The following is a 12,444-nucleotide window of genomic DNA, read 5'->3' on the forward strand; positions in this document are numbered from 1 at the left end:
GGTCCGCTCCCGTGCCGCCCGCAGGGCCCGGCGGGCCTCGTCGGCGGGGCGGGGGGTCATGACGTCCTCCGCAGGGAGACCAGGTCGGACAGCTCGCGGTCCGTCAGCTCGGTGAGGGCCGACTCGCCGGAGCCGAGGATCGCGTCGGCCAGGGCGCGCTTGGACTGCAGCATCTCGGCGATGCGGTCCTCGACCGTACCCTCGGTGATGAAGCGGTGGACCTGGACCGGCTGGGTCTGGCCGATGCGGTAGGCGCGGTCGGTGGCCTGTTCCTCGACGGCCGGGTTCCACCAGCGGTCGAAGTGGACGACGTGCCCCGCGCGGGTGAGGTTCAGTCCGGTGCCGGCGGCCTTGAGGGACAGCACCAGGACCGGCGTCCGCCCCTCCTGGAAGCGGTCCACCATGCGTTCGCGCTCCGGGACCGGCGTGCCGCCGTGCAGGAGGTCGGCCGGCACCGCGCGGGCGGCCAGGTGGGAGGTGATCAAGCGTGCCATGCCGACGTACTGCGTGAAGACCAGGGCCGAGCCGTCCTCGGCCAGCAGGGTGTCCAGCAGCTCGTCCAGCAGAGCGAGTTTGCCGGAACGGGTGGCCGACCGGTCGTCCACGGCCCGCGCGTGCTCCTCCTTCAGGAACAGGGCCGGGTGGTCGCAGATCTGCTTCAGCGAGGTGAGCAGCTTGAGCACCAGGCCGCGACGGGCCATGCCCCGCGAGGTCTCGATGGCGAGCATCGACTCGCGCACCACCGCCTCGTACAGGGCGGCCTGTTCGCGGGTGAGGGGGACCGGGTGGTCGGTCTCCGTCTTGGGCGGCAGCTCGGGGACGATGCCCGGGTCGGACTTCCTGCGGCGCAGCAGGAAGGGGCGGACCAGGCTGGCCAGGCGCCGCACCGCCTCCTCGTCCTCGCCGTTCTCCACCGCGCGGGCGTGCCGGGCGCGGAAGGACTTCAGGGGGCCCAGGAGCCCGGGGGTGGTCCAGTCGAGGAGCGCCCACAGCTCGGAGAGGTTGTTCTCCACCGGGGTGCCGGTCAGGGCCACGCGCGCCGGGGACGGGATGGTGCGCAGGGCCTTCGCGGTGGCCGAGTAGGGGTTCTTGACGTGCTGGGCCTCGTCCGCGACGACCATGCCCCAGGACTGCTGGGCCAGGGTCGGCGCGGCCGAGCGCATGGTGCCGTAGGTGGTGAGGACGAAGCCGCCGTCCAGGCCGGCCAGGGTGCGGTCGGGACCGTGGAAGCGGCGCACGGGGACGCCGGGCGCGAAGCGGGTGATCTCCCGCTGCCAGTTGCCGAGCAGGGAGGCCGGGCAGACCACCAGGGTCGGTTCGCGGCGGGCCCGCTTCAGGTGCAGGGCGATGAGGGTGACGGTCTTGCCGAGGCCCATGTCGTCGGCGAGGCAGCCGCCGAGGCCGAGGGAGGTCATGAGGTCGAGCCAGGCCAGGCCGCGCAGCTGGTAGTCGCGCAGGGTGGCCCGCAGTCCCGGCGGGGGCTGGGCGGGCCGCACCCCGGCGGTGAGGCGGTCGCGCAGGTCGGCCAGCGCGCCGGCCGGCACGGCCGGGACCGTCTCGCCGTCGACCTCGGCGCTGCCGGTGAGCGCGACGGACAGGGCGTCGACGGGGTCGAGCAGGCCGAGGTCGCGTTTGCGGGCCTTGCGGACGAGGGCCGGGTCGACCAGCACCCACCGGTCGCGCAGCCGGACGACCGGGCGGTGGGCTTCGGCGAGGGTGTCCATCTCGGCCTCGGTGAGCGGATCGCCGCCGAGGGCGAGCTGCCAGCGGAACTGCAGCAGGTCCCCGCTCTCGAAGAAGCCGGTGCCGTCGGTCGCCGAGCCGGGCGCGGGCCGGACCACCGCCGTGGCGGACAGGTCCTGCGCCAGGTCCCGGGGCCAGTGCACGGCGACTCCGGCCGCGGCCAGCCGGGTGGCCGCCACGCCCAGCAGGTCGCCCAGCTCCTCCTCCGACAGGGCCAGGACGTCGGGCACCTCCTGCTCGCAGAGCCGGTCAAGCGGCGGCCAGACGCGGGCCGCGCGACGCACCGCGAGGGCGGTGTCCACGCGCGCGCGGGGGCCGAAGGCGTCGTCCGCCCGGCCCGCCCACAGGGCCGCCGCGTCGGTCACGAGGACGGGGTCGGCGAGGCTGTGCACCTGCACGACCGCCGCACCCGCGCCGCGCCCGCCGTCGTGGGAGTCGTCGAACAGGTCGTACGCCGACAGGTCCAGGCGGAGCGAGATCCGCACGCCCGCGTCCATGCCGGCGGCGACCTCGGCGGCCCAGCCGTGCGCGTCGGGCAGGTGCAGGCCCTCGCGCGCGGCGAAGGGCCTGCCCGAGGCGTGGGGGGCGGCCGGGGTGCGGGGCAGGGTGTCGGCGACGGCGTCCAAGAAGGCGCGCACCAGTGCTTCCGGTTCGGGCAGCCGGATCGGGCCGGGGCCGGGCAGCGGGACGGCGTGGCCCTCGTACGGCAGGGCGGCGGCCACCGCGCGCAGGTGTGCGACGTCGTCGGGTTCGAGCGGGCCGGCGCGCCAGGCGTCGTGGCCGGTGGCCGTCAGGCCGGGCAGCAGCCGGCCGCGGGCGGTCAGCCGCAGGGCGTGCAGGGCGGCCGCGCCCCAGCAGGCGGTGGCGGGGTGGGCCGCGGGGTCGTGCCGGGCCCGCACCAGCAGCGGCAGGGCCTCGTCGAGCGGGAGCGACAGCGCCGGGGCGGTCCGCCGCCGCACACCGGCTCCGTGCCGTCGTACGACGGTGAGCTCGGTGTCCCCGGCGGGCGGGTCGCCGCCCTCGGGGTCCCAGAAGGCGATCCGCCCGTCGCGCGGGAGGGGGGCGGGCAGGAAGACGGCCGCGAGCCGGAGGGGGATCCGCGCCCCGCCCGTCCGCTCGGCCGCCGCGGCCGTGTCGCCCATAGGTCCTGTCACCTCCCGCCCGTGTGCCGGATCAGACGTCCTCGACTCTACGGGCGGGGTCTGACAGTCGGTTCCGGCGGCTGTCCCGAGCCCCGTCGTCGGACTCCCGTCGTCCGCCCGCCGGGCCGTGACCCGCGTACTTGGACGCACTCGGGCCGGGGTCCGGTGCGGAGGGAGGGCGTGCGGGGCGCCGCCGGGCAGGCGGGGGTCCGACGGCGGGGCCCGGCGGTGCCGGTCAGGGCACGGTGCGGGAGACGAGGTAGACCCAGGGGTAGGCCGGGTTGGACATGTTCACGACGATGTCGTGCGTGGGGGCGGGGTTCTTCTGTTTGTGCACCAGACCCCACCACGCGTCCGGGTCCGCGAACCTCCAGCCGCTGACCCGCTGGTCGCGCGCGCCGATGGTGATGTCGCCCCGCCTCAGGTCCTGCCGGTTCGTGCCCACGCCGGCCAGGAAGGCGTCCAGGCCCGCCGCGTTGGTCTCGAACTGGACGTAGAGGCGGCTGGTCTTCCAGTTGTTGGTCTCGTAATAGGCGACGTGCCAGGCGGGATGCGGGACGGGCACCTGGTAGAGGCGGCGCTGCAGCTTCGACGGCCAGCCCTCGGTCAGGCCGGTCGCCGAGTACTTCGCCTCCTTGTCCTTGCCGCTGTCGCGGCTCTGGTTCGCGGAGATCACCAGGTAGCCGGCCGGGATGCCGATGAGCAGCACGATGATCAGCAGGGTGAGCGCCCTGCGGCGGATCATGCGGCCGCGGTCCTCGGCCGGTCCGTGTCCCTCCCCGGAGGGGCCGGTCTGCTGCGGCAGGGCGTCGGCCGTCACAGCGACTCCCGGGTGGTGCGGGCCTTGGCGTACCGCTCGTAGCGCTCGTAGCGCTCCACCCGGCGGCGCTTGGCGCGGCGGAAGCGGCGGGCGACCAGCCGGGCGAGGTCGGCGGCGCCGACCATGCCGGCCTCGGGGCCGAGCTGGGCGCGCACGAGGCGGGCCTCGGGGCGGTAGCCGCGGCCGGTGAGATGGCGTTTGAAGGCGTCCCGCGCGGGGCCGATGAGCAGGTCGTCGGCGGCCGAGACGCCGCCGCCGATCACGAAGCAGGAGGGGTCGAGGGCGGCGGCGAGGTTGGCGATGCCGACGCCGAGCCACTGGCCGATGTCCTGCAGCAGCTCGATGCACATGGCGTCGCCCTCGCGGGCCAGCTCGGTGATCATCGGGCCGGTGATGTCGGAGATGCTGCCCTTGACGTGCTCGATGATCCCGTACGCCACCGGCGAGTCGGCGGCGGCCAGCTCGCGCGCCTCGCGCACCAGGGCGTTGCCGGAGCTGTACTGCTCCCAGCAGCCGCGGTTGCCGCACGGACAGCGGTGGCCGCCGGGCACGACCTGCATGTGGCCGAACTCGCCGGCGACGCCGTACTTGCCGCGCTTGACCTGGCCGTCCTCCAGGATGGCGCCGCCGATGCCGGTGCCGAGCGTGATCATGACGAGGTGGTCCTCGCCGCGGCCGGCACCGAAGCGCCACTCGGCCCAGGCCGCGGTGTTGGCGTCGTTGTCGACCAGGACGGGGACCGCGAGGCGGCCGGCGATGCGGTCGCGCAGCGGCTCGTTGCGCCAGGACAGGTGGGGCGCGAACAGCACGCGGTTGCGGTCGGCGTCGACCCAGCCGGCCGCGCCGATGCCGACCGCGTGCACGTCGTGCCGGTCGGACAGGTCCAGGACCAGCTCCACGATGGTGTCCTCGACGACCTTGGGGCTCTTGGACTTGTCCGGGGTCTCCGTGCGGAGCTTCTCCAGGATGTTGCCGTCGGCGTCCACGACGCCCGCCATCACCTTCGTGCCGCCGATGTCGATGCCGACCGTCGGCACGCGGGGTGCGGTCAGGTGGGAGCGGCGCTCCCTCGTGCCCACGGTGCGGAGCACGGGGGCGCGGCGGGAGCCGATGGGGGCGGTGAAGTCGCGGTAGGTGCTCATCGCCGCCGATTCTGCCGCACGGCTCCGCCAGGTGCCGAACAGGGAAGCACGGGGGCCGTACGGATCGCCGCCGGACGCCGGTGCGCGGGGCCTGCCCGCACCGGCACCCCCGGGCCCTGTCGTCCGGCTCCCGCCCGGTGCGGCGACGCCGTGCACACGCCCTCGCCGCACCGGGCGGGCCCGGCCCGAGTGCGTCCGGGTACACGCTTCGCGGCCCGGCACGCCGGGAGCACGCACCCGACGCCGCCGGGCCCGTCCGGCGGCGGACGGCGGGCGGACGGCGGGCGGACGGCGGGAGTTCGACGGCAGGCTCTACCCGCGCCGCAGCTCGTGGCGGAGTTCCTCCAGGTCCTCCCCGCCCGCCATCTGCCGGGTCAGCTCGTCGAGCGTGATCTCCTCCCGCGGGTGGTTGCCCACCATCGTGCCTCTCCGCAGCAGCACGAACCGGTCGCCCACCAGGTACGCGTGATGCGGGTTGTGGGTGATGAAGACGACACCCAGGCCCCGGTCCCGTGCCGCGGCCACGTACTTCAGGACCACGCCGGACTGCTTCACCCCCAGCGCCGCCGTCGGTTCGTCCAGCACCAGCACCTTCGCGCCGAAGTACACCGCCCGCGCGATCGCCACGCACTGGCGTTCGCCGCCGGAGAGCGTGCCGATGGGCTGGTCGACGTCGCGCAGGTCGATGCCCATGCGCAGGAGTTCCTCGCGCGTGGTCCTGCGCATGAGGTCGACGTCCAGGCGCCTCAGGACGCCCTTGCGGGGTTCGGAGCCGAGGAAGAAGTTGCGCCACACCGGCATGAGCGGGACGACCGCCAGGTCCTGGTGGACGGTCGCGATGCCGCGGTCCAGCGCCTCGCGCGGGGAGGACAGGCGGGTCTCCTCGCCCTCGATGCGCAGGGTGCCGCCGTCGTGCCCGTGCAGCCCCGCGATGATCTTGATGAGGGTCGACTTGCCCGCGCCGTTGTCCCCGAGGACGCAGGTGATCTCACCGGCGCGCACCTCCAGCGAGACCCCCTCCAGGGCGCGGACGCTGCCGTAGTGCTTGCCGACGCCGGACAGCTCCACGAGCGCCGTGCGGTCCCGCGCGCCGGTCATCCGGTGGCCTCCGCCCGCTTGCGGACCCAGGCGTTGAGCAGGGTCGCCAGGAGCAGCATCGCTCCGAGGAAGAACTTGAACCAGTCGGGGTCCCACTCGGCGAAGACGATGCCCTTGCCGGTCATGCCGAACAGCAGCGCGCCGACCGCCGAGCCGACGGCGCTGCCGTACCCGCCGGTGATCAGGCAGCCGCCGATGACGGCCGCGATGATGTAGGTCAGCTCGTTGCCGACGCCCTCGCCGGACTGGACGACATCGTACGAGAAGAGCAGGTGCTGGCCGGAGATCCAGGCGCCGAGGGCCACGCCCATGTAGAGGCCGATCTTGGTCTTCGCCACCGGGACGCCGACCGCGCGGGCCGCGTCCTGGTTGCCGCCGACGGCGAAGATCCAGTTCCCGGCGCGGGTGCGCAGCAGGATCCAGCTGGCGAGGGCGACCAGGGCCAGCCACCACACGACGGTGATCTTGATGGTGACGCCGCCGGGCGTGAGCGTCGAGGCGAAGAGGGCGCGGGCGGCGGGGAAGCCCTCCATGTCGGCGATCGTCTTGGTGGAGACGGTGCCGCCGATCAGCTTGGTGAGGCCGAGGTTCGCGCCGGTCAGCATCAGGAAGGTGCCGAGCGTGACGATGAAGCTCGGCAGTCCGGTGCGGATGAGCACGAAGCCGTTGAGGGCACCGACGGCCAGGGTGACCAGCAGGGACACGCCCACGCCGACCCAGACGTTCGCGGTCATCTGGTAGCTGAACATCGACGAGACCAGCGCGGAGGACGTCACCAGCACGCCCGCCGACAGGTCGAACTCGCCGCCGATCATCAGCAGCGCCACGGGGACGGCCATGATGCCGATCGTGGAGGACGCGTACAGGACCGTGCTGAGGCTGGAGGGGCGCAGGAAGCTGTCGGCCGCCAGCGCGAAGAACACGAAGACCGCGAGCGCGCCGACGACCGAGCCCAGTTCGGGTCGGCTCAGCAGCTTCCGCAGCGAAGAGCTCTGCAGAAACCTTTCATCAGTGGAGGGTCCGGCGATCGCGCTCATCGGGTCCCCCGCTTCGTGTACTCCTCGAGGGCGGCCGCGTCGGCCTTGGTGACGATCTGCGGACCGGTGAGCACCGGGCGTCCGCCGCCGAGGACGTCGGCGTTGTACTTGTGGAGCCACAGCAGGTCGACGGCCTCGTAGCCCTGGAGGTAGGGCTGCTGGTCGACGGCGAAGCCGAGGGTGCCGTCCCGGAGCCCGGCGGCCACCTTGGCGTTGAGGTCGAAGGTGGCGACCTCGGCGTCGCTGCCCGCCCCCTGCCGGGCCTTCACCGCGGTGTCGGCGTACGGGGCACCGAGCGTGACCACCGCGTCGACGGCCCGGTCCGACTGGAGCCTGGCCTCGATCGCGGCCTGCACGTCCGGCATGCTCGTGCCGTTGACGTAGAGCCGGACCACCTTGCCGTCGAACGTCTTGTCCACGCCGTCGCAGCGCTGCTCGTGACCGACGTTGCCCTGCTCGTGCAGGACGCACAGGACCTTCTTCCTGCCCCGCTCGTCCAGCTCCTCGCCGACGGCCTCGCCGGCGACCGTCTCGTCCTGGCCGACATGGGTGAGCGCGCCGAACTCCTCGGATCGGGCCGAGCCGGAGTTCACGGTGACCACCGGGATGCCGGCCTTGCGGGCGCGGGCGACGGCGGCCTTCATCGCGTCGGGCTTGGCGAGGGTGACGATGATCCCGTCGACCTTCTTGTCGACGGCCGCGTCCACGAGCTGCGCCTGCTGCTGCGCCTCGTCGTCATGGGAGTACAGGAAGTCGATGTTGTCCTTGGCGGCGGCCTGCTCGGCACCGCTCTGGACGATGTCCCAGAAGGTGTCGCCGTCGCCCGAGTGCGTGATCATCGCGAAGGTCCAGCGGGGCGTGTCCACCGCCGCCCTCCCCCGGGCCGCCGCGGCCTTGCGGGCGTCCTCCGCCCGTTTGCCGCCGGTGCTGCTGCATCCGGCGAGGGAGACGCAGAGCGCCCCCGCCACCGCGATGCCCACCCAGGTCCGAAACCGTGCCACGAGGCCGTGCCCTTCTTGCCGTGTTCTGTCGTACGCGAGGAGCGGGTGAACCGAATGGCCTCACCAGCCCCAAACGCCCCATTGTCGAACACGGGCCCTTGGCGTCACATGGCCGGGGAGGGCGGGCGGGTCATATTGTCCGGACAATGCGACGAAGACCCGTCCCCGGCCGGGGACGGGCTCAGGAGCGCACGAGCAGCTGGAACTCGAAGGAGTAGCGGGAGGGCCGGTAGGTGTGGGTGCCGAACTCCACCGTGCGGCCGGTGTCGTCGAAGGTCACGCGCTGCATGGTCAGCAGCGGCGCGCCCGCCTCCTCGCCGAGCCGTTCGGCCTCGGCGGCGGTGGCGGCGCGGGCGCCGATGGACTGCCGGGCGCTGTGCAGGGTGATCCCGGCGGCCCGCATCAGCCGGTACAGACCGGTGGCCTCCAGCTGCCCGGTGTCCAGGTCGAGCAGACCGGTCGGCAGGTAGTTGCACAGGTACGCCATCGGCTCACCGTGCGCCAGCCGCAGCCGCTCCACCTGGTGCACCTCGCCGCCCTCGGCCACGCCGAGCGCCGCCGCGACCTCGGTGGACGCCGGGACGATGGTGTTGACCAGCACCTTCGTGGCCGGGCGCTGGCCCGCCGCCTCCAGGTCGTCGTAGAGGCTGCTGAGCTCCAGCGGGCGCTTGACCTGACTGTGCACCACCTGTGTGCCCACGCCGCGGCGGCGCACCAGCAGGCCCTTGTCGACGAGGGACTGGATGGCCTGGCGGACGGTCGGCCGGGACAGGCCGAGCCGGGCGGCGAGCTCGATCTCGTTGCCCAGCAGGCTGCCGGGGGTCAGCGTGCCGTGCTCGATCGCTGCCTCCAGCTGCTGGGCCAGCTGGAAGTACAACGGCACGGGGGAGCTGCGGTCCACGCTCAGCTCGAGCTGCACGGTCGGATCCACTTCTGGTTTCGGCACGGGCCGAGCGTAGCTCCGAGCGTTGTTGACGGGAAGTCGTGTAGTCCGGTTGTCAGGACATGCTCATTGACAGCGGAGGGCTCGGGCCCCACTTTGTTTCCATGCGCATCGGGATCATCGGTACGGGCCGCATCGGCACGATCCACGCGAACACGCTCAGCCGGCACCGCGACGTCGGTTCCCTGATCCTCACGGACGCGGACGCCTCACGGGCCCAGGAGCTGGCGCACCGGCTGGGCGAGACGGCGGCGCCCGGAGTGGACGAGATCTTCCGGTGGGGCGTGGACGCCGTGGTGATCACGACGGCGACGTCGGCCCACGCCGAACTGATCGGCCGGGCGGCACGCTCGGGCCTGCCGGTCTTCTGCGAGAAGCCCATCGCCCTCGACCTGCCGGGGACCCTGAGCGCGATCGCCGAGGTGGAGGCGGCCGGGACGGTGCTGCAGATGGGGTTCCAGCGGCGCTTCGACGCGGGCTACCGGGGGGCGCGCGAGGCCGTGCGGGCGGGGCGGCTCGGGCGGCTGCACACGGTCCGGGCCCTGACCAGCGACCAGGCGCCGCCGCCCGCGCAGTGGCTGCCGCTGTCCGGCGGGTTGTACCGGGACACGTCGATCCACGACTTCGACGTCCTGCGCTGGGTGACGGGCCGGGAGGTGGTGGACGTGTACGCCGCCGGGTCCGACGCCGGGCCCGCGATGTTCCGCGCGGCGGGCGACGTGGACACGGGCGCGGCGCTGCTCACGCTCGACGACGGCACGCTGGCCACGATCACCGCGACACGGCTGAACGGCGCGGGCTACGACGTGCGCATGGAGCTGGCCGGGGAGCTCGACCAGATCGTCGTCGGCCTGGACGACCGTACGCCGATCGCGTCCACCGAGCCGACCGGGCCGCCGGCCGCGGACAAGCCGTGGACCGGCTTCCTGGAGCGCTTCGGTCCCGCCTACGAGGCGGAACTGAACGCGTTCGTCGAGGTCGTCCGGGGCGGGCGCGCCAACCCCTGCGACGGCCGGGAGGCCCTGCAGGCCCTGCGGATCGCCGAGGCGTGCGAGCTGTCCCGGCGGGAGCGCAGACCGGTACGGCTCGCGGAGATCCCGGGCGGGGCGGCGCCGGCGTTCGCCTGAGGGGTGGCCTCCGCCCTGTTCGCCGCCGCCGGGAGCCGGAAGTCCCGCCGAGCCCGGGGACGGGACTTCCGGCCGGCCGCGCGGGGGCGCCGGGGGCCGCCCGGCTCAGCAGCCGTAGTCGATCAGGTCGAACGAGGCGTAGTGGTCGGCGGTGTAGTAGTCCTCCTGGTGCTCCTCGCCGGTGACGAGGCGGCGCGCGCCGCGCGTGGCGGAGCCGGGCGTGACGACCGTGTACTCGTGGTAGTAGCCGGTGGGCCGGCCGGGCAGGACGCGTTCGCGGTTCTGGAACACGCTCCCGTCCTGCGCGTACGGGAACGGCCCGCCCCGCTCGATCAGTTCGAGGGTGTCGTACGCCTGGGCGGGCAGGTCGCCGTGGCAGATGCTGCCGACCGCCGAGGGGGCGGCGCCGGCCGTGGTCGGGGAGACGGTGCCGCCGACCAGCAGGGCGGACAGGAGGGCGGCTGCCGTGCCGAGGCGCGTGAGGCGTGGGGGGAATCTCATGGGCCACATGATGACGCGCGTAGAGCGGGCCGCGTCAATGGCGGATCCGTGGATTTTCCCGTGAAGTCCCGTGTGTTTTCGGGGAGTTAACCTGCCGCCCGGCGTCCCCGCGCCGTCCCCGCGAACGCCGCCGCGGGCCCCGGCGGCCCGAGCGCCCCCGGCCGTTCACCCGGCCGTTCCCCCGGCCGTTCCCCCGTCGGCCAGGACGCCGGCCGCCCCGGCCCGCGGCGGCCCGGTGCCCGGCGGGCCGCCCCGGGGCGGGGAGGTGCGGCGGCCGCCCGTTCCCCGGCTGTCGCCCGGCGCCGTCGGCTAGCTGTTCTCCGGCAGCTGGTACGAGCCGTACTCCGGCCGTCCCGCCAGGTCGTACGACTGCACCGAGACGCCCGCGCCGGTGACGTGCCCGCCGGTGTGCCGGAACGCGGTCGGCACCGCCCCCTCCCTGAAGAGGCGGCGGCCGGCGCCCAGCACGACGGGGAAGGTCAGCAGGTGGACGGTGTCGACGAGGTCCCGGGCCAGCAGGGACTGGGCGAGGGCGCCGCTGCCGTGGACCTGCAGCTCGCCGTCGGTGCGCTCCTTCAGGGCGGTGACCTCCCGGGCGAGGTCGCCGCCGAGGACGGTGGTGCCCGCCCACCGCGGGTCGGCGAGGGTGGTGGAGACGACGTACTTCGGCAGGTCGTTCAGCCGGGAGGCGATCGGGTCGCCGGGGTCGGTCACCTTCGGCCAGTGCGAGGCGAAGATGTCGTACGTGCGGCGGCCGAGGAGGAAGGCTCCCACCCGGTCGAAGACGCCGGTCATGAAGCGCATGAAGTCGCCGTCGCCGTACGGGACGCTCCAGCCGCCCTGGTCGAATCCGTCGCGGGTGTCCTCGGCGGGGCCGCCGGGGGCCTGGTAGACGCCGTCGAGGGTGATGAAGGTGGTGAGGACGAGCTTGCCCATGGGGGTGCCTTCTCTCGGGCTCGGGTGGGGTCCGTTGTCATCAGGTCAGACCCCTGCGGCTCCCGCAACTCATCGGCACCCGTGTGCCTCGTCCGGTGTGCGTCACCCGGTGTGCGTCGAGAACAGGCCGCCCGTCGGGCCCTGCTTGTCGCCGCCCTGGGCCTTCTTCAGGGCGTTGGCCAGGCTCTCGATGGTCAGGGACTGCAGGATGACCCTGCCGCTGCCCTCCAGGGTGGCCAGGGACAGGCCCTCGCCGCCGAGGACGGCGTTCATCAGGCCCTGGCGGTTGAGGCCCCCGACGCGCTGCACGCCGTACCGGACGCCTTCCTCGAACGCGACGACGCACCCCGTGTCGACCTCGATGCGGCCTCCGAAGTCGGCGGGGTCGAGGTCGATGAAGTTGCCGGCGCCCGCGATGATCACCGTGCCGCGCCCGGTGAACTTCTCCAGGACGAAGCCCTCGCCGCCGCTCGTCCCGGTGCGGCCGCCCTGGAAGGCGATGCCGAAGTCGACGGTGGACTCGGCGGCCACGAACGCGTCCTTCTCCGCGAACCACGCGCGCGTGCCGTCCAGTTCCAGCGCGCGCATCTCGCCGGGGAGCACGCCCGCGAAGCCGACCGTGCCCTCGCCGCCCTGCGCGGTGAAGTACTGGAACGCGATCGACTCGCCCGCCAGGACCCGCTGGCCGACCTGCATGGCCGTGCCCATCGCCTGGCGCAGCAGACCGCCCGGCCCGCCCGAGCCCGGCCGCGACTGCTGTCCGCCGCCGGACGGGCCGGTCAGCCGGGTCTCCATGGTCACGTTCGCCGTCTTGAACAGGAACTTGCCCGCCTCGCAGTACACCGTCTGGCCGGGCTGCAGGCTGACGACCGCCATCTGCATGGCGTTGCCGACGATCTCTCGCTGAAGCGTCACGGGGAGAGAACGCGGGAGGGGAGGGCCGAGTTCCTGGCG

General features: G+C 73.7%; 11 protein-coding genes. 1 reads left to right on the forward strand and 10 read right to left on the reverse strand.

The annotated features are described in order from the left end of the window. Nucleotides 1-56 precede the first annotated feature (56 nt). From AB0L29_RS28250 to AB0L29_RS28280, 7 genes are all read right to left on the reverse strand, one after another. Nucleotides 57-2,885, reverse strand: coding sequence for a DEAD/DEAH box helicase (locus AB0L29_RS28250; RefSeq protein ID WP_365830844.1), 2,829 nt, complete (start codon nt 2,883-2,885; stop codon nt 57-59). A gap of 235 nt (nt 2,886-3,120) precedes the next feature. Then, nucleotides 3,121-3,705 (reverse strand): sugar kinase, encoded by a 585-nt coding sequence (locus AB0L29_RS28255; RefSeq protein WP_365830846.1) that lies wholly within the window; start codon nt 3,703-3,705, stop codon nt 3,121-3,123. Beyond that, complete coding sequence (locus tag AB0L29_RS28260) at nt 3,702-4,847, reverse strand: ROK family glucokinase (RefSeq protein WP_365830848.1); 1,146 nt, start codon at nt 4,845-4,847, stop codon at nt 3,702-3,704. The genes AB0L29_RS28255 and AB0L29_RS28260 overlap by 4 nt, the downstream gene beginning before the upstream one ends. A 312-nt stretch (nt 4,848-5,159) precedes the next feature. Then, a complete protein-coding gene (locus AB0L29_RS28265) occupies nt 5,160-5,945 on the reverse strand; it encodes an ATP-binding cassette domain-containing protein (protein ID WP_365830850.1) in 786 nt (261 codons plus the stop codon). Further along, nucleotides 5,942-6,982, reverse strand: coding sequence for an ABC transporter permease (locus AB0L29_RS28270; protein WP_365830852.1), 1,041 nt, complete (start codon nt 6,980-6,982; stop codon nt 5,942-5,944). Before AB0L29_RS28270 ends, AB0L29_RS28265 begins: the two co-directional genes overlap by 4 nt. Next, entirely contained in the window at nt 6,979-7,983 is a 1,005-nt protein-coding gene (locus AB0L29_RS28275; RefSeq protein ID WP_365830854.1) for a sugar ABC transporter substrate-binding protein, read from the reverse strand. The genes AB0L29_RS28270 and AB0L29_RS28275 overlap by 4 nt, the downstream gene beginning before the upstream one ends. A 181-nt stretch (nt 7,984-8,164) precedes the next feature. After that, entirely contained in the window at nt 8,165-8,902 is a 738-nt protein-coding gene (locus AB0L29_RS28280; RefSeq protein WP_365830957.1) for a GntR family transcriptional regulator, read from the reverse strand. A 128-nt stretch (nt 8,903-9,030) separates the two neighbouring features. On the opposite strand from AB0L29_RS28280, the gene AB0L29_RS28285 reads away from it, so the two are divergent. After that, nucleotides 9,031-10,053, forward strand: coding sequence for a Gfo/Idh/MocA family oxidoreductase (locus AB0L29_RS28285; protein WP_365830856.1), 1,023 nt, complete (start codon nt 9,031-9,033; stop codon nt 10,051-10,053). 105 nt (nt 10,054-10,158) lie between these two features. Here the strand turns inward: AB0L29_RS28285 and AB0L29_RS28290 are convergent, their stop codons facing one another. The 3 genes from AB0L29_RS28290 to AB0L29_RS28300 all read right to left on the reverse strand — a co-directional run bounded on the left by AB0L29_RS28290 (nt 10,159) and on the right by AB0L29_RS28300 (nt 12,405). Beyond that, the gene (locus AB0L29_RS28290; protein WP_365830858.1) at nt 10,159-10,554 is read right to left on the reverse strand and encodes a ribonuclease domain-containing protein; all 396 of its coding nucleotides are present in this window, start codon (nt 10,552-10,554) and stop codon (nt 10,159-10,161) included. 309 nt (nt 10,555-10,863) lie between these two features. Then, nucleotides 10,864-11,490: a dihydrofolate reductase family protein gene (locus AB0L29_RS28295; protein ID WP_365830860.1), complete on the reverse strand. Its 627-nt coding sequence runs from the start codon at nt 11,488-11,490 to the stop codon at nt 10,864-10,866. A 102-nt stretch (nt 11,491-11,592) separates the two neighbouring features. Then, nucleotides 11,593-12,405 (reverse strand): AIM24 family protein, encoded by an 813-nt coding sequence (locus AB0L29_RS28300; RefSeq protein WP_365830862.1) that lies wholly within the window; start codon nt 12,403-12,405, stop codon nt 11,593-11,595. Nucleotides 12,406-12,444: the final 39 nt, after the last annotated feature.

Source organism: Streptomyces sp. NPDC052701 (assembly GCF_040678355.1).
Taxonomy (GTDB): domain Bacteria; phylum Actinomycetota; class Actinomycetes; order Streptomycetales; family Streptomycetaceae; genus Streptomyces.